Source organism: Methylophaga sp. F-2 (assembly GCF_056859315.1).
The window spans coordinates 714,604-734,670 of sequence record NZ_JBSXOF010000019.1 but is presented as its reverse complement, the minus strand read 5'-3'; the positions used below and the strand labels follow the sequence as shown (position 1 = coordinate 734,670).

19 protein-coding genes and 1 riboswitch are annotated in these 20,067 nt (G+C 43.7%); of the genes, 16 read left to right on the top strand and 3 right to left on the bottom strand.

Annotated features, from left to right (window positions below; genetic code table 11):
* Positions 1 to 21: 21 nt before the first annotated feature.
* The 11 genes from gspG (at position 22) to AC13DA_RS12760 (ending at position 9,603) form a co-directional block, all read left to right on the top strand.
* Positions 22 to 441: a type II secretion system major pseudopilin GspG gene (gene gspG, locus AC13DA_RS12810; protein WP_482945974.1), complete on the top strand. Its 420-nt coding sequence runs from the start codon at positions 22 to 24 to the stop codon at positions 439 to 441.
* A 5-nt stretch (positions 442 to 446) separates the two neighbouring features.
* The gene (locus tag AC13DA_RS12805; protein ID WP_482945973.1) at positions 447 to 899 is read left to right on the top strand and encodes a GspH/FimT family pseudopilin; all 453 of its coding nucleotides are present in this window, start codon (positions 447 to 449) and stop codon (positions 897 to 899) included.
* A complete protein-coding gene (locus tag AC13DA_RS12800; protein ID WP_482945986.1) occupies positions 899 to 1,270 on the top strand; it encodes a type IV pilus modification PilV family protein in 372 nt (123 codons plus the stop codon). The genes AC13DA_RS12805 and AC13DA_RS12800 overlap by 1 nt, the downstream gene beginning before the upstream one ends.
* Entirely contained in the window at positions 1,267 to 1,893 is a 627-nt protein-coding gene (locus tag AC13DA_RS12795) for a prepilin-type N-terminal cleavage/methylation domain-containing protein (protein ID WP_482945972.1), read from the top strand. Before AC13DA_RS12800 ends, AC13DA_RS12795 begins: the two co-directional genes overlap by 4 nt.
* Positions 1,890 to 2,708, top strand: coding sequence for a type II secretion system minor pseudopilin (locus AC13DA_RS12790; RefSeq protein WP_482945971.1), 819 nt, complete (start codon positions 1,890 to 1,892; stop codon positions 2,706 to 2,708). The genes AC13DA_RS12795 and AC13DA_RS12790 overlap by 4 nt, the downstream gene beginning before the upstream one ends.
* Complete coding sequence (locus AC13DA_RS12785) at positions 2,708 to 3,748, top strand: PilN domain-containing protein (protein ID WP_482945970.1); 1,041 nt, start codon at positions 2,708 to 2,710, stop codon at positions 3,746 to 3,748. The genes AC13DA_RS12790 and AC13DA_RS12785 overlap by 1 nt, the downstream gene beginning before the upstream one ends.
* Entirely contained in the window at positions 3,738 to 4,307 is a 570-nt protein-coding gene (gene gspM, locus AC13DA_RS12780; RefSeq protein ID WP_482945969.1) for a type II secretion system protein GspM, read from the top strand. Before AC13DA_RS12785 ends, gspM begins: the two co-directional genes overlap by 11 nt.
* Positions 4,304 to 4,882: a hypothetical protein gene (locus tag AC13DA_RS12775; RefSeq protein ID WP_482945968.1), complete on the top strand. Its 579-nt coding sequence runs from the start codon at positions 4,304 to 4,306 to the stop codon at positions 4,880 to 4,882. Before gspM ends, AC13DA_RS12775 begins: the two co-directional genes overlap by 4 nt.
* 60 nt (positions 4,883 to 4,942) lie before the next feature.
* Positions 4,943 to 7,039 carry a type II secretion system secretin GspD gene (gene gspD / locus AC13DA_RS12770; protein WP_482945967.1) on the top strand — a complete coding sequence of 699 codons (2,097 nt, stop codon included), beginning with the start codon at positions 4,943 to 4,945 and terminating at the stop codon, positions 7,037 to 7,039.
* Between the two features lie 140 nt (positions 7,040 to 7,179).
* Positions 7,180 to 8,796, top strand: a complete 1,617-nt coding sequence (locus AC13DA_RS12765; protein WP_482945966.1) for an alkaline phosphatase — start codon at positions 7,180 to 7,182, stop codon at positions 8,794 to 8,796.
* 81 nt (positions 8,797 to 8,877) lie between these two features.
* The gene (locus tag AC13DA_RS12760) at positions 8,878 to 9,603 is read left to right on the top strand and encodes a hypothetical protein (RefSeq protein ID WP_482945965.1); all 726 of its coding nucleotides are present in this window, start codon (positions 8,878 to 8,880) and stop codon (positions 9,601 to 9,603) included.
* A gap of 52 nt (positions 9,604 to 9,655) precedes the next feature.
* Here AC13DA_RS12760 and AC13DA_RS12755 read toward each other — a convergent pair whose 3' ends face one another.
* Both AC13DA_RS12755 and AC13DA_RS12750 read right to left on the bottom strand, forming a co-directional pair.
* Entirely contained in the window at positions 9,656 to 10,096 is a 441-nt protein-coding gene (locus AC13DA_RS12755; RefSeq protein ID WP_007145435.1) for a YqaA family protein, read from the bottom strand.
* Positions 10,097 to 10,225: 129 nt separating this feature from the next.
* Complete coding sequence (locus AC13DA_RS12750; protein ID WP_474567993.1) at positions 10,226 to 10,726, bottom strand: hypothetical protein; 501 nt, start codon at positions 10,724 to 10,726, stop codon at positions 10,226 to 10,228.
* 34 nt (positions 10,727 to 10,760) lie between these two features.
* Positions 10,761 to 10,839: riboswitch (cyclic di-GMP riboswitch) on the bottom strand.
* A gap of 224 nt (positions 10,840 to 11,063) precedes the next feature.
* On the opposite strand from AC13DA_RS12750, the gene AC13DA_RS12745 reads away from it, so the two are divergent.
* Positions 11,064 to 13,187, top strand: a complete 2,124-nt coding sequence (locus AC13DA_RS12745; RefSeq protein ID WP_482945964.1) for a molybdopterin-containing oxidoreductase family protein — start codon at positions 11,064 to 11,066, stop codon at positions 13,185 to 13,187.
* Between the two features lie 49 nt (positions 13,188 to 13,236).
* Here AC13DA_RS12745 and AC13DA_RS12740 read toward each other — a convergent pair whose 3' ends face one another.
* On the bottom strand, positions 13,237 to 15,144 hold the full coding sequence (locus AC13DA_RS12740) for a cytochrome c/FTR1 family iron permease (RefSeq protein WP_482945963.1): 1,908 nt from the start codon (positions 15,142 to 15,144) through the stop codon (positions 13,237 to 13,239).
* A 269-nt stretch (positions 15,145 to 15,413) separates the two neighbouring features.
* Here AC13DA_RS12740 and AC13DA_RS12735 point away from each other — a divergent pair, with 269 nt between their 5' ends.
* The 4 genes from AC13DA_RS12735 to AC13DA_RS12720 all read left to right on the top strand — a co-directional run bounded on the left by AC13DA_RS12735 (position 15,414) and on the right by AC13DA_RS12720 (position 20,067).
* Complete coding sequence (locus AC13DA_RS12735; RefSeq protein WP_482945962.1) at positions 15,414 to 16,043, top strand: 2OG-Fe(II) oxygenase; 630 nt, start codon at positions 15,414 to 15,416, stop codon at positions 16,041 to 16,043.
* Positions 16,044 to 16,199: 156 nt separating this feature from the next.
* Positions 16,200 to 18,350, top strand: a complete 2,151-nt coding sequence (locus AC13DA_RS12730; RefSeq protein WP_417542733.1) for an HAD-IIB family hydrolase — start codon at positions 16,200 to 16,202, stop codon at positions 18,348 to 18,350.
* Positions 18,347 to 19,207, top strand: coding sequence for an HAD-IIB family hydrolase (locus AC13DA_RS12725; RefSeq protein ID WP_330111157.1), 861 nt, complete (start codon positions 18,347 to 18,349; stop codon positions 19,205 to 19,207). The genes AC13DA_RS12730 and AC13DA_RS12725 overlap by 4 nt, the downstream gene beginning before the upstream one ends.
* Positions 19,204 to 20,067 carry a carbohydrate kinase family protein gene (locus AC13DA_RS12720; RefSeq protein ID WP_482945961.1) on the top strand — a complete coding sequence of 288 codons (864 nt, stop codon included), beginning with the start codon at positions 19,204 to 19,206 and terminating at the stop codon, positions 20,065 to 20,067. The genes AC13DA_RS12725 and AC13DA_RS12720 overlap by 4 nt, the downstream gene beginning before the upstream one ends.

Below are 20,067 nucleotides of genomic sequence, written 5' to 3'. Positions count from 1 at the left end.
TTTAGTGGTTATATTCCGCTGATGATGAAAAGAAATAATCGTGGTTTTAGTCTTATCGAATTGCTGGTGGTACTGGCAATTTTGGCATTATTGGTTGGTCTGGTCGGTCCCAGAGTAATGAAACAGTTAGGTGGGGCGAAAGCCGATACCGCTGTTTTACAGATTGCTGATCTGCAAGCCTCACTTGATATTTATTATTTGGATATGGGTGTGTATCCGACTTCTGCTCAAGGTTTAAATGCACTGATTGAAAAGCCGGTTGATCTCTCTGGCTGGAATGGCCCTTATCTCAAAAAGAAAAAAGTCCCAGTCGATCCCTGGGGGCATGCCTATCATTATGTTTCACCCGGCAAACATGGTGACTATGACTTGTATTCATTAGGTGCCGATAATCAGCAGGGTGGTAGTGGTGATGATCAAGATATCAATAGCTGGGAGTAACGATATTGTCACGCTCGGCAATAGCAAAAGGCTTTACCTTAATTGAGCTATTAGTCGTGATGACGCTGATGGTCATGCTGATGACTTTATTACCCCCGTTATTTCGTCCGGTGATGGAACACCATAGTCTGTATGCGGAATCTCAGCGCTTAGTGTTATTAATGCGGCAAGCCCGCAATGAAGCGATGCTGAGTCAACAAACGCAATACGTTGAACTGAATGTCACCAACCAACAAATCGCTCACAACAATCAGCGTATGCAACTGGCGACGAGCACAAAGCTGGATGCCTATGTAGCAGACCGGACAAATGCAAAGAACCAGGGAAGTATCGTATTTTATGCCGATGGCAGTAGTAGCGGCGGCCGATTGTTATTGGCAGATAATCATTATGCCTTTGCCATTGATGTGAACTGGGTGACTGGGCAAATTCAGTTAAGTAAACAGTTGCCAATGTGATGAAACAGCAAGGCTTTAGTTTACTTGAGTTACTGGTGGCTTTCAGTTTGATGAGTGTGTCTTTAGTCATACTGTTTCAGTTGTATGCAAAAGGTCAGCAAGTTATTCGTCTGGGCCAGGATTTTAACGTGGCGACCAGCATTGCAGAATCCTTGATTGCTCAAGCGACATATCAAGCCAGTGGCACTCAACAATCCGGCACTACTGAGAAGCAATTTCAGTGGCAGCTAACTATTCAGCCGATAAATGTCAGTGCATCGTCAAAGCTGCCTCTACAAGAAGTCAGTGCCGATGTGTCATGGCAGCGCTCGGGTAAACCGTATCAGATACATCTTTCTACATTGGTACCTGTTAATAAGGCCACACCATGAACAAGCAATCAGGTTTTACCTTATTGGAAATGTTGATTGCCATCAGTTTAATGACGATTATGCTGGGTTTGTTATTCAGTGCCTCACGTACGCTCAGCGGACAGACTCAGTCCGGCATTGAGCAGGTGCAGATGAATGATGATATACGACTGGTGACTCAATTTGTCAGACGACTTATCAGTCAGACCTCACCGATTGTGATGAATCAGGGCAACTCACATCCGGTGTTATTTTCAGGTGCAAAACATCAGCTTGGATTTGTTTCTACTTTACCTGCTCATGCCGGTGGTAACAGCCTGTATTGGGTTGAGTTGATGCTTAAAGAAAACCAATTGGTGATGAATTATCAGCCATTACTGAGTCTGCTTAAAAATCATAAGAATATTCAGCAGATTACGCTGTTAAATGGCATGGCATCATTGGATTTTTCCTATGCAGAACTTCATAACAACATCACACCAAAATGGCATTCAGCCTGGCGAAAAAGTCAGCAACTACCACCAATGATTTCAGTCACTGTGGCTCAGAAAAACCAGGCAGAAAAATATCCAATCGTGGTGTCTTTGCCTGTCCAGGTGACGCGGATGCGGGATCATCTCAGTGTGCAGCGTAGTGACTCATGAGCTCAGTCAAACAGCAAGGTGCAGCGTTATTGATCGTGCTCTGGATGATCGCGCTTTTGATGATTTTAGCCGTGAGTTTTAGCCAAACCATGCGTATTGAAACGCAACAAATCAAACAGCAGCAGGAGGCGTTGGCAAGTAAATATCTGGCAATGGATGGCGTGTGGCAGGTGATCCAAGCATTAGTTGATGAGCGTAGTGACAGACTTACCAATGGCAGCCGATACAAGATGATGACGGATAAAGGCACCTTATTTCTCCAGATTCAAGATCAAAATGGATTACTTGATGTTAATTACGCCCCGGCTGAATTAATCACTTCCGTATTAAAAATAAAAGGCTGGTCTTCACATGCGGCTGAACAATATGCCGATCAAATTGTTGATTGGCGTGACCGTGATAGTGAACGTCTCCCCGCCGGAGCTGAACGTTTACATTACCGATCTGCTGGGCGTAATGACTCACCCAAAAATGCCGCTTTTAATAGTCTTGAAGAGCTGCGTTTGCTGTTGTCGATGGACGAGCAGAATTATCAAAAGATAGCCCCGTTGATGACGGTATATTCTCAACAATCGGGTCTTAACTTATCTGTACTACCAGTAAGTATCTACAGTGAAAATGAGCGGAAACGTCTTAGTGAACTGCCTAATGATCAATTACAACGACTTCCCGCTGGTCGTTGTTTTGTCATCATCAGTCGCGCCGAGGTTAAAAAAAGTGTAGCGAGTCTGAAAGTGGCGGTATTGCTGAATCCGGATCAAACCAAGGATTATGCAATTTTGTCCTGGCAGGCTATCACAGGAGTTGAGTCCTGATGTTCTGGCAACAACTCAGACAAGGCATTGCGTCTGCCTGGAAATGGTGGTTATCACAGCTTAATGCTGGGCTGCCTAAACGCTGGCAATATCAAACTGATATTCGCCGTCGACGATTATGTATCAGCTTCCATGAGGATAGTTATCAGTTAACGCTATGGTCTAAGGCTGGAGATGACATTCGTTGGCAAGCCACAACAAAGCGTGCTGATAAGCTCACCCTGCCTAAAAAACCGAGTCCGAACAAGAGTGTCTTATTGCTTGATGAACAACAAGTATTGTCTCGTCTACTAACTATTCCACGTTCTGCAAAACACAATATCCCCGAGCTATTGTGCTTTGAAATGGATAAGTACACACCATTTCAGGCTGAGCAGGTGATCTTTGACTGGGTTGAGCTGGAAGAACAAGACGATCCGGAGCTGATTCAGCTTCGCTTGTTTGTCATGCTGCGTGAAGATATCGAACAGCATCAACATCGCCTGAAACCCTTAGGCATTAGTATCGACAGGGTGTCTGTTCAAGACAGTTTATATCGTGATCGGGTGAATTTATTAGGTTCACTGTCTTCAAAAAACGCATGGTCAGCGTATGTCTTGCCTGCTTCGGCCTTGGTATGCCTACTTTGTGCGCTTTATCTGCCCTTGTCTTTTTATGAGACCCAGCTGCAACAGCAACAAAAAAGTCTGACGGCTTTTCGCACAAAGGCAATGCATGATGTGAAGCAGCAACAACATGGTGAATATACGCTGGCACAATTTCGTGAGTTAGCAGAGCAACAACGTCAGCAGCAGTGGCTAGCTGTGCTTAATACCCTGAGTGAGGTGTTGCCAAAAGACACCTGGGTAAGACGCTTTCAGGTCAGAGACAATACCATTGAGATTCAGGGCGTGTCAGCTTCAGCGACCACACTGCTTTCTTTATTAGCTAAGACAAAACAATTTACCGACGTGACTTTCAAGGCGCCCGTGACCTTTGATAAGCAACTGGGCAAAGAACGATTTTTTATCACAATGAAGCGAGCCACTGATGCGAGCTGAACTGTCACGTTTTTATCCGGCACTAGCTTGGTCAGTACTCATTCTGGTCATTGCATTTTTCTGGCTGGTGATTATCAATCCGGCCTTGTCTGTTCGGCAGCACTACACCAGTGCGCAGGAAGAGACTCGATTTATGCAGCAAAAATTATCTCGTCAGTTAGAACAACCATCAGTATTGCTGACTGAGGATGAAACGAGGCAGTTGGCCGATCGCTTTTTATTTCATGGTGAATCAAAAGCCTTGATGGCTGCACAAATGCAGTCATTGGTAGCTAAACATCTGGATGACTTGGGCCTGACTAAAATGAGTGCCGAGACGACGCTTGTCGAGCAGGACAAAGGCTTTGACCAGATTCAGTTACGTCTTCAGTTCCAGACGGATTTGAAAGGTTTAGTGGCATTTTTATCCCGTATTGAATCTCAGCAACCGTTACTGCTTATTGATGAGCTATCCATTGTGATGAATGATGATAACACTCAGTCATCACCCTCTCAGCTTGAAGTGCAAACCATGATGACCGGCTTTTATCAAGCAGAGAAAACAGAGAGTGCATCATGAGCTGGGTTGTTATTAGCTCATGGCTGTTAATCGTTTTATCAATGGCGAGTGTGGCAATCGAGTACAGACATATGCATGCTGAACCTGTTGTTACTGATGCTTCGGTTAACCGTCAGCAGACTTTGGCTGATAAGCAGAGCACCGTTATTAATTTACCGTCACCGTCTGCTACTGATGCTTTGCTAACCCAGGCGATTTTCTCACCAAACCGTTCTGTCGAGCCTGCGATAGAGCAAACCGCGGAGCCGACTGAACACACCATATTTTTAAATCATTATCGTCTCTCTGCGGTGGCCATAAGTGAAAACTCGTCAACGGTATTAATGACAGATGATAAAACCAACAAGGTGAAACATTTACAGCTAAACGATGAACTGGATGGCTGGACATTAGAGGATATTTCATCGATAGCAGCCGTATTCAGTAAAGCCGATCAGCGACGTCGTGTGATGTTGTTTAATCCGCAAACACCGTCATTAGCAACTACGATTTCTACAGATGTCATCACCACAGAGCAGGAAAGTTCGCCCACTTTTGTATCCGGCACTACCTTGGATGACGATCCGTATCAATAATGTCACATTCATTTCATATGCTTGTCGGTTATGAATTCAATAAGCGAGTGATACAAACACATGATTAGGCTAGCAGCAATAGTCGTATCGTTAATAGTGCTGGCGGGGTGTCAGCATCTGACTGGCACCAAAGTACAACAGCCAGCCAAACTGGCAGGCAATAGTGTCAATAACCCCGTTTCTGCTACGCCTATCAGTCAACATATTACATCTTCAGATGATACGAAACCGCTCCAGAAAACGGTGGTTTATGGAGACAATCCCACATCGAAAATTCCTCGCCAGCAGTTTTCTAGCAATGCTGAACACAACGATATTACGCTCAATTTTGAAGCCGTCGCGCTGGCTGATTTTGTACGTGTTGTATTAGGCGAAATTTTGGCAGTGAATTACTCGATGGATAAAAACCTAACAGGGCAAGTCACTATTCAAACACCAAGTCCCATCGCAAAAGAAGCAGTATTGCCGATGCTGGAAAGTGTATTGGCAATGAATAATGCTCGTTTAATGGTGAACCATGACTTTTATCAGGTGGTGGCATCCGATCAGGCATTATCCCGAACATCGGGTAATACTCAGTCAGGTTATGGGGTGCATGTCATTCCACTGCGTTATATCAGTGCTGCTGAAATGGCCAAAATTCTTATGCCTTATGCTGGGAAGGATACGGATATTCAAGTCGATCAAAAACGTAATCTGGTTTTATTACGCGGTAATCAACAGGATGTGCAAACACTGACGCAGACGATTTCTGTGTTTGATGTCGACTGGCTGGCGGGGATGTCTGTCGGTATTTATCCAATAAAAAATGCTTCTGTGAACGATATTCAGCGTGAATTGGAAAATATTCTGCTGACAGCAGCGGCAGACAATAATGAGCCGTCAGCTAATGGTCCCGTGCGCTTAATGGCGATTAATCGTCTTAATAGTATTTTAGCGATCAGTGCAAACCGATCATCGCTGTTAAATGTGGAACGTTGGGTTGAGCGCTTAGATATGGCTTCGAATCTGGGTAAGCAACAGCTCTATGTGTATAAAGTCCAGAATGCCAAGGCCAAGCAGCTGGCGGATGTTCTGGCTCAGGTGTTTGGTGCCAATATCCAACAGCTGGCAGATTCTAAGACAGAAAAACAAACACTGGCCCCAGGTGAAACCCAAGTCCATTTGGGCTCAACACAGACAACATTAAATAATCCAGACCAGATCTTATCTGCATCTCAAGCGAATAAAGCGCGTTTCTTAAATGATGAGGTCGATATTATTGCCGATGATGTGCGTAATGCGCTGGTAATTATGGCCACAGCCAAAGATTACGACATGATTGAGCGTACGATTAAACAGCTTGATACCGTGCCGATGCAGGTATTAATTGAAGCCAGCATTATTGAAGTGACCTTATCTGATGAACTGAATTTTGGTGTTGAATGGTTTTTCAAAAATGGTGTAGGCAGTAAGCAGGGTAACAGTCAACTGGATTTAGGTAATGCTGGCATTAATGCAAAAACACCTGGGTTTTCATTTACCGTGGTGGATAGCTTAAGCAATGTCCGCTTTGCGTTGAATACATTGGCTGCGCAATCAAAACTCAATGTTTTATCGTCGCCGTCTTTAATGGTGCTGGATAACCAACCTGCCAAAATCAATGTCGGTGATGAGATTCCTATTCCCACCCGACAATCAGTGAGTAATACCGATGCCACTGCACCGACAGTTAATGAAATTGATTTTCGTAAAACCGGTGTGTCATTAACCGTATTACCACGCGTCAATAATAGTGGTCTTGTCACCATGGAAATACGTCAGGAAGTCAGTAATGCCGTGCAAACGACCACATCGACGATTGACGCGCCCACCATTCAACAACGCGAAATTGAAAGTGTGGTTGCTATCAATTCAGGCGAAACCATCGTGCTTGGCGGCTTAATTCAGGACAGTAAAACCAATAATGACAGCGGCATACCAGGACTACATAAATTACCGGTTTTAGGGCATTTATTCGGACAAACCTCGGATGCGGTGAGAAGAACAGAATTATTGGTGTTAATCACACCAAGAGTGATTCGAGACCGCACATCAGCACAGGCGGTAACCGAAGAGTTAAGAAACAAAATGCTGACAATAGAAGAAATCCCTGCATCAGTCTCAGGAAAGATATAAACGACTTAAATGTCACGCCAGCCATTGATGTGACTCAGTTCACAAAATTGTCATCAATGCTTAACTTGGATGTCATCAATAACAATTACGCTTTATCCGTTAGCCAACCAAACACTTTAATTGTCTTATGGGAGAGACACATGTCAAACAAGCTACCTTTATTATTGGGTGCAGCAACTTTAGCATTGAGCGTAACAGCTTATGCTAAACAACCTGTTCTAACTGATTATCAAGTTAACAGTGACTGGTATACAGACGCTGTTGAAAAAATGGATAACAAACCAGCGTATAAAAATGCACACAAAGCAAAAAATGTGATTTTATTTGTCGGTGACGGTATGGGCATTTCTACTATTACAGCTGCCCGTATTTTAGAAGGCCAGTTAAATGGCAAACCAGGTGAAGAAAACCGCCTGATCTTTGAAACCTTTCCGTTCACAGGCCTGGCAAAAACATACAACGTTGATGCTCAAACACCTGACTCTGCTGGTACGATGACAGCTATGATGAGTGGTGTTAAGACAGATGCCGGTATCATTGGTATTGGTGAAGATGTTCAACGTGGCGTATGTTCAACAATGAACGGTCATGAACTGGTGACAGCGCTTGAGTTGGCTGAAATCGCTGGTAAATCAACAGGTATCGTCACAACAGCACGTATCACTCATGCAACACCTGCAGCGACTTATGCAAAATCAGTGGATCGTGACTGGGAAGACGTTTCAGATATGCCTGCTTCAGTTACCCGCCGTGGCTTACCCTGTAAAGATATTGCTAAACAATTGGTGGAATTTGAAAGCAACCTGAAAAATCGTTATCCAACAGCAAAACGTATTAACGGTATCGAAGTCGCTATGGGTGGTGGTCGTCGTCACTTCTTACCAAAAAATCCTGCCTTTAATAGCCCTGATGCAGTCAGCTCAGTTGAAGGTGACAGAACAGATGGTCGTAACTTAGTTGCTGAATGGCAAACAACTTACCCAACAGGTAAGTATGTTTATGATAAAGCAGGATTTGATGCGATTGACCCAGCGAAAACCGATAAAATCTTTGCTCTGTTTAATGAATCACATATGCAATATGAAGCTGATCGTGGCAATGACATTGCCGGTGAACCTTCATTATCTGAAATGACAGAAAAAGCGATTAAAGTATTGAACAAGAACGATAGTGGTTTCTTCTTAATGGTGGAATCAGGTCGTATTGACCATGCTCATCATGCGGGTAATGCTCATGGTGCTTTAAATGAAACTATTGAGTTTGCTCATGCGGTTAAAACAGCATTAGAAAACACTAACCCTGAAGAAACATTGATTATCGTGACAGCGGATCACAGCCATGTATTCACTATGGCAGGTTATCCAAAACGTGGTAATCCTATTCTGGGTAAAGTGGTCAGCGTTGGTTCAGATGAGCCTGCATTAGCTGCTGATGGTAAGCCATATACAACTTTAGGTTATACAAACGGTCTTGGTTTCCGTGACTTGGGCAATGAAACGGATGCTGATGCCAGCTATAACGCAGGTCCGGATGCGGGTCGTAAAGATTTAACTGCTGTGGATACTGAATTATCTGGATACCATCAAGAAGCATTGATTCCATTAGATTCTGAAACACATGCAGGTGAAGATGTAGCCATTTTTGCGACAGGTCCTGGTGCAAGTGCGGTAACAGGAGTGAATGAACAAAACTTGATTTATCACATCATGAATCAAGCGGCACGTTTGGAAATCAAAGCAGAAAAAGCGATTAAGTAACATCACACGAAAAAGAGAGGGGTGGGCGTGAGTCCACCCCTTTTTCGTTTGGATAAAATCAACACGATGAAGGTTATACAGATGAAATATCATTTATTAGCGAGTCTGGTGTTAGTCACTTCTCCATTACTAGTTCAGGCGAGCGAGAGTTGTTCAATCGATCCTGAGTTATTAGGGGCAACGTACGAAATGACTGACAGTGACTCTAATAAAACGGCAACGATGATGTTGTGGCGTCAACATGGCCGTGTTAGTAATCAGTTTACCCAGACGGGTGTTACCGATATGTGGGAATACACCCATAATGGCCAGTTAAGAATGGTACGTTTTTTTGATAAGGAGCAACATGCTATCGAGTATCAGCCGGGCGAGGTGAAGTACGCTAATGCTGATAGTCAATGGCAACAAGTGCATGAGTTGATTACAGACAAGTTGAAAAATAATATGACACTGGTATCAACTTCGGGGGAAGCCTGTGACAAAGTCGAAACTTATCAGTTAACAGAAGGTGATAGCCATCTCCAACTTGAATGGTTACCTGCTTTATCATTAGTGAAAAGCTGGAAAAATACCGCTGACAGTCACATTCAAACATGGCAGTTAACGAAACTGATTAAAGATGAAAGCGCTGTTAATGCCAGCTTTAAAATGCGTGATGATTATCAGACAACAGATTATGCCGATATTGGTGATAGTGAATCCGATCCATTTATTGCGAAGATGATTAACCAGGGGTATATCGACCATGGTCCATCCGGTTTTTATAATAGTGAAGGTGAGGATATCGGTCATCCACATCATCATTGAATAAAAGTGTAACCCAGTTAAAACCCTGTTTCAGTCTCTGAAACGGGGTTTTTTAATTTAGTGACAGTGCTACCTGACTGATGACAATATAGCGAATCAACTTACCTGCTGTGACTAACACGACAAACCAGCCTAGATGTATTTTTATGAGACCTGCCATAACAGTTAATGGATCACCAATGATGGGCAACCAGGCAAAACACAGGGAAATAAGGCCATATTTCTTAAACCGGTTTTCCGCTTTTCTAATATCGCTTTCTGATATCCGTAACCATTTTTTTATGACTGCAGAACTGGCCCAATAACCTAAAGCATAATTCAGCATTGAGCCAAGCACATTTGCCACGGTGGCTGTGGTGATGAGCAAACTCGGTGATAGTCCTTTGATTAATAGTGTGCTCAGAACCAATTCAGAGCTAAGTGGCAGTAGTGTTGCAGATAAAAAGGCTGAGATAAAGAGACCGGGATAACCCAAGCTAACAAAATAATCCATTCAGGCGGTTACTCGATGGCGTGATGGTGGAGAAGTCAAACTGATACTCTCCTAGGAAATATTGAATCATACATAAAAAAAGGGAGCCGAAGCTCCCCAATATTGAACGGTGATTTTCTAAAGATGGGTTTAGGCTGCAATCGCTTTTTTACGAAAGCCTAAGAAACCTAATAAAACTGGTGCGAATAAGAAAAGTGCTGCAGGAACAGGTACTGCTGAAACTGATAGGCTGTAATTTAAAGCTTTACCCGTTGCGTCATAGATATCCAACACATATGTCAGACCTGCAGTTAATATCGCTGTGAAACTGAAATCACCAGTAATGTTGAAATTTTGAATAGCACCACCTAAAACACCAAATGCAATAGTTGCATTATCAAGATTAGACTCTGGATTAAATGACCATTCAATAACTACTGGTGTTGCGTCATTAGTAAATAAACTGAACGAAGATTCCCATGCGCCATTACCTGTAGTCCCACTTGCTAATACTGTACTACCACTAGCAAGATCAATTTCCTGACTAGCATTGTTGGTGAAAGCTGAGTCACCTTTTGTTAAGTTAAGTGTTGCTGCATTAGCCGCAACAGAGAAAAATAGTGCTATGACAAATAGCATCGCTTTTTTCATAAAAATTCCCTTATGTTTAGAGTGAAAAAACAAGCAATGCAACCCAGCCATCTTCACTTGGAAGACCTGTAGCTTTCCGACCCCGCCTCACGACGAGTTTGGCTTTGATTAAAAGGATGAAAGTGATAAACCACTCAATTGCTCAAGTGGTTAATTATTCATCCGCGGCTAAGTGTATAGAGGCTCTATTACAAGAAAATGTCAGAGTGAGTAATTGATTTAAATAAAATTTCTATCAATTATCTTGAGTAAATTAACGGGCATATTTCCCGTTTTAAACTGGTGTATAGTCTGAAAATAATAATAAAAAAATACATATCAGAGAGGAGAGAGCAATATGGCAAGCGTACTAAAAACGACGCATCATGGAGGCTGTCCACATGATTGTCCGGATACCTGTTCGATGGTCTATGAGGTGGAAAACGGTCAATTAACTTCAGTCAAAGGCAATAAAGAACATCCGATGACGCGTGGCGGCTTATGCGTCAAACTCAAAGACTATGAAAAGCGTCACTACCATCCGGATCGTCTGTTGTATCCGATGCGACGAACAGGACCTAAGGGCAGTGGACAGTTTGAGCGAATTAGCTGGGATGAGGCTTTAGATGAAATCACTAGCCGCTGGAAAGCGATTATTGCAGAGCAAGGTCCGCATGCCATTTTGCCTTATAGCTATTTAGGGAATCAGGGCTTAGTTCATGGCTTAAACGGGGGCGATGCTTTCTTTAACAAAATGGGGGCGACCGTCTGTGAGCGTACGTTTTGTGGCGAAGGTTCTTGTACCGCTTGGTTATTGACCGTAGGGCCGACGGCAGGTGTCGATCCCGAGAGTTTTATTCATTCTAAATACATCGTTATCTGGGGCTGTAACTCGGTTAGCACCAATATTCACCATTGGCATATCGTGAAAGATGCACAGAAAAATGGTGCCAAAGTGGTGGTGATTGATCCGTATAAATCCAAAACAGCTAAAGAGGCTGACTGGCATATCGCACCAAAACCCGGTACCGATGGTGCATTAGCGATGGCGATGATGCATGTCATCATTGAAGAAGGTTTACAGGATCAGGACTACATCGACAACTACACCGTTGGCTTTGATGCCTTGGCAGATAGAGCCAAGACCAGAACACCCGAATGGGCTGCCACTATCACAGGCATAGCTGCGGATGATATCCGTCAATTTGCCCGTGAGTTTGCCACTAGCCAACCTGCGGCAATTCGCCTTGGGGTAGCAGTTGAACGTAACTACGGTGGTGGTCAGGCCATCCGTGCTATTACTTGTTTGCCAGCTTTAACCGGTGCATGGCGGCATGTTGGCGGTGGTGCTTTGCAGTTCCCGGTATGGGAGCATCCTTATAAATTTGATGTCATCTCGCGTCCAGATCTGATTCCGGAAGGCACGCCAGTGGTGAATGCAATACAACTTGGTCGAGCACTAACGGGTGAGTTGGGGCTTGATACACCGATTAAATCTATGATGTGCTGGAATGCGAATCCTGTCACGCAAGCAGCAGAAACTGACAAGATTGTTCAAGGTTTGATGCGGGAAGATCTGTTTCTGGTGTCGGCTGAACATTTCCTTTCTGATACGGCTTCTTATGCTGATATCGTGCTGCCTGCTTCTATGGGGGCTGAGATGGAAGATATGGTGCTGTCATGGGGGCACTTATATCTGACCTATAACGAAAAATGTGTTGATTCGCCGGGCGAAGCTATTCCCAATAATGAGATATTCAGACGTCTGGCAGCCAGAATGGGCTACCAAGAAGAAAACTTTAGCTGGTCAGATAGCGAGTGTCTGGAGAACTATGTTGACTGGGAATCACCGGCTTGTGATGGTATCGATTTAGCTTATTTACGCGAACATGGTTTTGCCAAATTAAAGGTAGGTACCAAAGATGATCGTGCTCCTCACCGCAATGGAAATTTCCCCACGCCCAGTGGTAAATGCGAGCTGGAAATAAAAGGAGCCACAAATTTTGTTGCTGGACCTTTCAGGCAAATGTATGACGGTTTCCAGCCAGGCGAACCTTTAGACAGCTTACCTGATTATGTCCCATCAAGAGAGACGCATGAGAGCAATCCTGCGTTGGCTGAAAAGTATCCTTTAAATATCATTTCACCTAAAAGTCATGGCTTTCTGAACTCTTGTTACGCCAATATGGAGAACAAGATAAAAGGCCAGGGCGAACAGTTTGTGATGATAAGTCCTGTGGATGCAGATATGAGAAATATCCAGAGTGGTGATGTGGTGTCTGTCTTTAACGATAGAGGTAAATTTGAGGCATTGGCACAAATTACCGATGATGTCAGCCCAGGTATTGTGGTGGCCACATTAGGCTATTGGCGACAGTTAAATAAAGGTACAGTTAACTGTGTGAGTTCGGCAGAGTTTGTTGATATGGGGCATGCGCCGACGTTTACAGATAACCTGGTTCAAGTGGCTTTAAATGCTTAACTTTTACATGGAAAAAAGCCCGCATTAGCGGGCTTTTTTGTGTTGAATGTTAGGCTGTTTGTCTGTTGCCGAAAGGCCTGATGCCTATCAATATCAATACGGATAGAATCAGAATAGCCGATTGCGCTGCCAATCCTTCCCATGTGGAATAAACACCAATCCACGATAAGGTAAAGTCAATTGGGAAAGACGATATGCTGATCAAGTCGGCTTCTTGTAATGCTGCCACCGCTTTACCAATCAGTACAAAGGATAGAGCCAGCATCAGGTATGTGCTGAAGGTGAAGAATTTTCTGATAGGTAAACGTAAAGAGTATTTAATTATGACCCAGAATAATACAGCTAATATCACCGTCGCCGTTACAAAGCCGGTAGCGATAGACATTGACTGAGACGACGCTGACTGAGTCATAAGAGCCTGATAAAACAGGACTGTTTCAAACACTTCACGATACACTGCAATGAAGGACAGCCCAGCTAAGACCCACAATGTACCTGTGCTTAAGTGGCGGTGAATATGCTGATTGATGTATGCCTGCCACGCTGCGGCGTTGGTTTTACTATGCATCCAGAAACCGACATAGAATAGAATGACGGCAGCCATCAATGCACCGACACCTTCCATAATTTCACGGCTGGCACCACTAATACTGATGAGGTTTTGAGCTGCCCACCAGGTCGCTATACCAGCGATTAAGGCAATAACCCATCCGGCGTGAACATATTTCACTGCATCGCGGCGTTCAGTTTTTACGAGTACGGTCACCAGTGCCAGCACAACCAGCATTGCCTCTAAGCCTTCACGCAGCAAAATGACTAAGCTGGCGGTGAAAAGGGTAGAGTCAGATAGGGTATCGGCAGATAGCATATCTTGCGCCTGGCCTAACTGACTGTTGGTTTTTTCCAGTAATGCAGTGAGTTCATCCTGTTTATCAGACTGGCTTGTTAACTGCCTGAACGCCATCATGGATTTTTCAATATCTTTTCTTAATTTTGGATCGTATGCATCCAGCGCGTTTTCAGCGAGTTCAAACCCATCAAGATAGGCACTAACAGCTAAGCCTTGAGCGGTTTTATATTCGCCTGCCATATAGCTTTTATGAGAAGCATTAAGCTGCTGTTTAGCCATGGCGAGAGGGTCGTTAGAAGCGAAAAGTGGCTGAGGGTTTGAGCGAAGTTCTGCGACGGTTTGGTTATCCAATGTAGGATATTTGTTTAATAAGGTATTCGGGCTGTTACTGACAAAGTCTTGAATGCTCATACCTGCAGGAACAGTGGCGAGACCTTTATTATCCTGAAACGCTATGCTGCCAGCATAAAAAGCCAGAGACCAACGTTGTTTTTCGTTCAGGTGGCTCAGTGCGACCATTGCTGTGCCGTCGATACCATTAGTAATGGCATCGTACAAACCGATTAAAGACCGGTTCATCGCACGTTCTTTGTCGGTAAAATCAGTTGGGGTTGGATCAAGCGTAGCGGCAAGTTCACCATTACCCTGACCCTTAGCACCGTGACAGGCACTACAATTTTGCTGATAAAGGGCTTGAACCTGCTGTAGAGGTAATAATTCGCTGGGTAATGAAACGGCCGGTGACAGTTTGATCAGAATATTACGCAGTTCAACCGTAATAGGATGAATCACATCCGGGTTCTGTTTGTCAGCAACAGCCTTTTGTAATTTTAGGGCAGCTTCTACAGCGTCCTGACCATTTTCCAGTTGACGCGTTTTTTCTACAGCAAGTGCAGAAAATTCTGTCATCTCACTGTATTCAGCCTCATTGATGACTTCCCCATTAGCTACAGCAGCACTATAGTCAGCGCCGATATATTCAGCCATCTGCATCAGTTGACGTGTATCACTCTGAGCATCGTTCGCATGAGCCGCATATATAAATGAGAAGAACATTATCAGACTGATAATGAGACCTGAGGTTTTACGAAGGTCGAGTTTAAACACGTTTTTAACCGCTCCAGCTTTGGTTGTTAAGTCGATGTATTACTTAGTCAAGTTCTAAATGAGAATCATACTCATTATAAACGTTACTGACTATTACGAGTCAATGATTTCTTAGATAAGACTGACGTAAAGAAGTTCTCAATGATGAGTAGAGCGAAAAGTAATATATCAACAGCGCTGTTATAACTTGTTATGAGAGGCTTTCGCTTGTGTATCTGAGGTACAGAAAGTGATAATGTGAAGGTTTATGACAATTTGATGACAAGATAATGAAGAATGTGATTAAGCTGGATTCGCTCAATAATGCGCCTTTGCAGACGCTGCCTTTCCCTTATTTTAAAGTAGAAGAGTCAATTTACCCTGACGATATAAAGGGCATCATTAACAGCTTTCCTGATATTGCAGATGGCGGCAGCTACAATGTGGATGATGTTGAGTTAAATGAGCCATTCAAATCACTCATTGAGTCAATCGATAGTCCTGAGTTTCGTCGCATTATTTGTGAGAAATTTGATGTGCAGGTAATGGATTTGCCGATGATGATCACACTCAGAGGTTATTCCAGACAAAAAGATGGTCGGATTCATACTGACTCCAAAACCAAAGTAGCTACTATTCTGATTTACCTGAATGATAAATGGGAAGCTGATACAGGCAAACTTCGGATCCTGAGAAATGGGCATGATATGAATGATTATGTCGATGAAATCAGCCCAGGACCAGGCGCGTTGCTCGCTTTCAAAGTGACTGACAACTGCTGGCATGGCTATCCGGCCTTTGAAGGCAAACGCCAGTCTATACAAATCAATTTCCTGACCAGTGCGGCAGCGGGAAATAAACATCGATTTTTCCACCGTTTGAGTGCAAAGTTGAAACGTTTAATTTCACGCAGAAACTGAATTTATTTATTACTCAACGGTTTTCATATACACATACACATACACACCGCAAAAATTAACCTAAGCTAATCTTTATCAAGATAGTGTGATGCTATAGTATCAAGGAGTGGGACGATATCTGAACGCATACACGTAATAAAGGGAGAAGCAGGTTTTATGGGGGACACGGTTGAGCAGATGTATATCGCACTGATCAGTGTGCATGGGCTCATACGAGCTGATAATCTGGAACTCGGCAGAGATGCTGATACTGGAGGACAAACCCTCTATGTGCTGGAGCTGGCTCAGGCTCTTTCTGAATTACCCAATGTCTCTCAGGTGGATCTTGTTACCCGCCGCATTATCGATAGTCATGTTGATGCTGATTATGCTGACCCCATTGAAGTGGTGAATGAGAAGTTCAGGATTGTCCGGATTGATGCTGGTCCTGAAGAATATATTTATAAGGAACAGCTTTGGGAACATCTGGATGGGTTTGCTGATAACCTCGCTGATTTTTTCAGAAAGCAAGATCATATTCCTGACTTGATACACAGCCATTATGCCGATGCCGGTCTTGTTGGATCTCACGTTGCCAATCTGTTGGGGATTCCTCTGGTCCATACTGGTCATTCACTTGGTCGAGTGAAACGAAGACGCTTATTGGCGAGTGGCCTGACGACCGAGCAAATTGAGTCGCTCTATAATATGACACGACGCATTGAGGCAGAAGAAATTACTTTAGCTACCGCTGAGCGAGTCATTACCAGTACCCATCAGGAAATTGAAGAGCAATACGAAATTTATGATCATTATCAGCCTGATCAGATGCGTGTTATCCCGCCAGGCACCAATATCAAACAATTTAAGCCACCAGAAGGTAATGAGTTAGAAACGGAGTTATTCGGTAAATTAACCCACCAACTTGTTGAACCCAATAAACCAGTTATTCTGGCCTTATCAAGACCAGATAAACGCAAAAATATTACGGTACTTATTGAAGCTTATGGTGAGTCGGAAAGATTGCAACAACTGGCTAATCTGGTGATTATTGCGGGTAACCGTGATGATATCGATGACCTGGAAGCCGGTGCACAGGAAGTCTTCCATGAGCTTCTTGTGGCGATTGATCGTTATGATCTGTATGGCAAAGTGGCTATGCCTAAGCATCACAAGCGTGAACAAGTCCCTTTAATGTATCGCATTGCTGCCGCATCAGGTGGTGTGTTTGTGAACCCGGCATTAACAGAACCTTTTGGTTTAACCTTGATTGAAGCCGCCGCTTCTGGTGTGCCGATTATTGCGACCGAAGATGGTGGTCCACGGGATATTATTGGTAACTGTCATAATGGCATTTTGATTGACCCGTTAGAAACATCAACGATTACTGACGCTTTACTGAAGCTGCTCACCGATAATGCGCTTTGGAATAACTATTCGAGTAACGGGTTGGAAGGCGTGGCCAAATGTTATTCATGGCAAGCTCACGCCAAGCGTTATATTGAGTTGGTTACACCACTGGCTCAACGGGCTGAATTATTACAACGTCAACCGCTTGAAAGAACCAGCCATGTTTATGCAGAACAGGCAATTTTCACTGATCTGGATTTGAACCTTATCGGTGATGATGTGTCGTTACATAAACTCATTAATCTGATTCGTGAGAACCGGAAGACCACGAAATTTGCTATTGCTACAGGTCGACGATTGGATGTGGCATTAAGAATGATGAAAAAACATCAGATTCCGGAGCCTGATATTCTGATTACCAGTTCGGGGACTGAAATTTATTACGCGCCGAAGTTAACGCCAGATACCTCGTGGGCCCAACATATCGATTATCACTGGACACCGCATAAGGTTCGCCAATTACTTGATGATTATCCTGGTCTGGAGAAACAGCCAAAAGCAGAACAGAGTCGATTTAAATTAAGTTATTACATTGATCCTGAGCAAGCGGATATAGAAGAGATAAAGCGACTGTTACATCAGGAAGAACAATCCGTGCATGTACAGTTGGCATTTGGGCAATATTTAGACATTTTACCCATTAGAGCATCAAAGGGGATGGCTCTACGCTATGTTGCCGATCATTGGCAAATACCACTTGAGCATATTTTTGTGGCGGGCGGTTCTGGCGCCGACGAAGATATGATGCGCGGCAATACGCTCGCCGCTGTTGTGGCTAACAGACATAATGAGGAGTTATCACAATTGATTGATACTGACCGGATTTATTTTGCTGATAAACCATTTGCCGCTGGCATTTTGGAATCGCTTGAGCACTACCAGTTCTTTCATCAGGCAAAAACAAAGAAAACATCATGATGACACCCGCTAAAGTTTTACTGTGTACGGATATGGACAGAACCATTATTCCCAATGGTTTTCAGCCGGAACCTGCTGATGCCCGTAAACGCTTTTCAAACTTTTGTGAACGTGAGGATGTGAAGTTAGCCTATGTGACCGGACGTCATGTTTCTTTAGTTAAACGTGCGATTAAAAACTATGCTTTACCTGTACCTGATTTTGCGATTACTGATGTTGGCACCAAAATCTATCAGATAGGTAAGGGCAGCTGGCAGCAGATGGCGGATTGGGAAGCCGAAATTGATAAAGACTGGAACGGCAAAACGCATGCACAACTAAAACAGATTTTACGGCCCATCAAAGAGCTACGCTTACAGGAAAGTACCAAACAAAACACACATAAGTTAAGTTATTACTTGCCGCTGTATATGGACAAAGACACGATCATTGCTCGTATCGAAGCGTTTTTGAAAGATGCTAATGTGGCGGCCAGTATTCTCTGGAGTGTCGACGAACCCAAAAATATCGGCTTATTAGACGTGTTACCGGAACATGCAACCAAACTGCACGCCATTGAATTTTTACAACAAAAACTGGGCTATAAACTGGACGAAGTTATTTTTGCTGGCGATAGTGGCAATGACTTACCCGTACTGACCAGTCATATACCGTCAGTTTTGGTCGACAATGCCAGTGCAGAAATCAAACAAGCTGCGCTGGAGTTATCAAAACACAATGGCAATGCTGAGGCCTTGTTTCTGGCAAGCAGTAGCCACAGCGATAACAATGGTAATTACTCGGCAGGTGTGTTGCAGGGAGTAGCGCACTTTGCACCGGATTTTTTTACGCCAACCAATAAAGAAACATCATCATGAAATCATCAAGCAAGCTAACTATTTTTGGTGAAGCCTTATTTGATTGTTTCCCGACGGGGGAAAACGTATTAGGGGGCGCGCCGTTTAATGTCGCTTGGCACCTTCAGGCATTAGGCGATTCCCCCCTGTTTATCAGTCGGGTCGGCAAGGATGAGTTAGGTGACATCATTTTGTCAGAAATGACCAGTTGGGGAATGACGACCAAAGCGATCCAGCAGGATAGTGAACATCAGACGGGGCGAGTGGATATTCGTATTGAGAATGATGAACCGATTTATACCTTTGCTGAAGATAATGCCTGGGATTTTATTGACTTATCCGAAATCCCTGCACAGGACATATCCGGTTTCTTCTATCATGGTACCTTGGTTGCTCGCCGTGATATTGCCAATAGAACACTGGAAAAACTGACAGAAAATCCTTCACTGGATATTTTTGTTGATGTGAATTTACGTTCACCCTGGTGGCAAAAAGAAGCGGTATATCACTGGCTCGAACAAGCAAGGTGGGTAAAACTGAATGAAAGCGAGCTATACGAACTCGGATTTCACTCTGCTGATTTGCATCAGGATATGACCCGAATGCATACGCATTTTCATCTTGACCAGTTGATCGTGACTAGAGGTGAAAAAGGCGCGATAGTTCGCGACACTGACGGTGTTTTTCATCAAGTTGCACCTTCATATCATGAACAAGTGGTGGATACCGTGGGTGCTGGCGATGCTTTTACTGCGATGTATATTCATGGTTTACTGGCTGGTTGGGATATTGAAGAAACATTGGAAAAAGCCCAAGCTTTTGCATGTCGTGTCGTCACACAGCGTGGTGCCATCAGTAAAGATCCTGATTTCTATAAATAA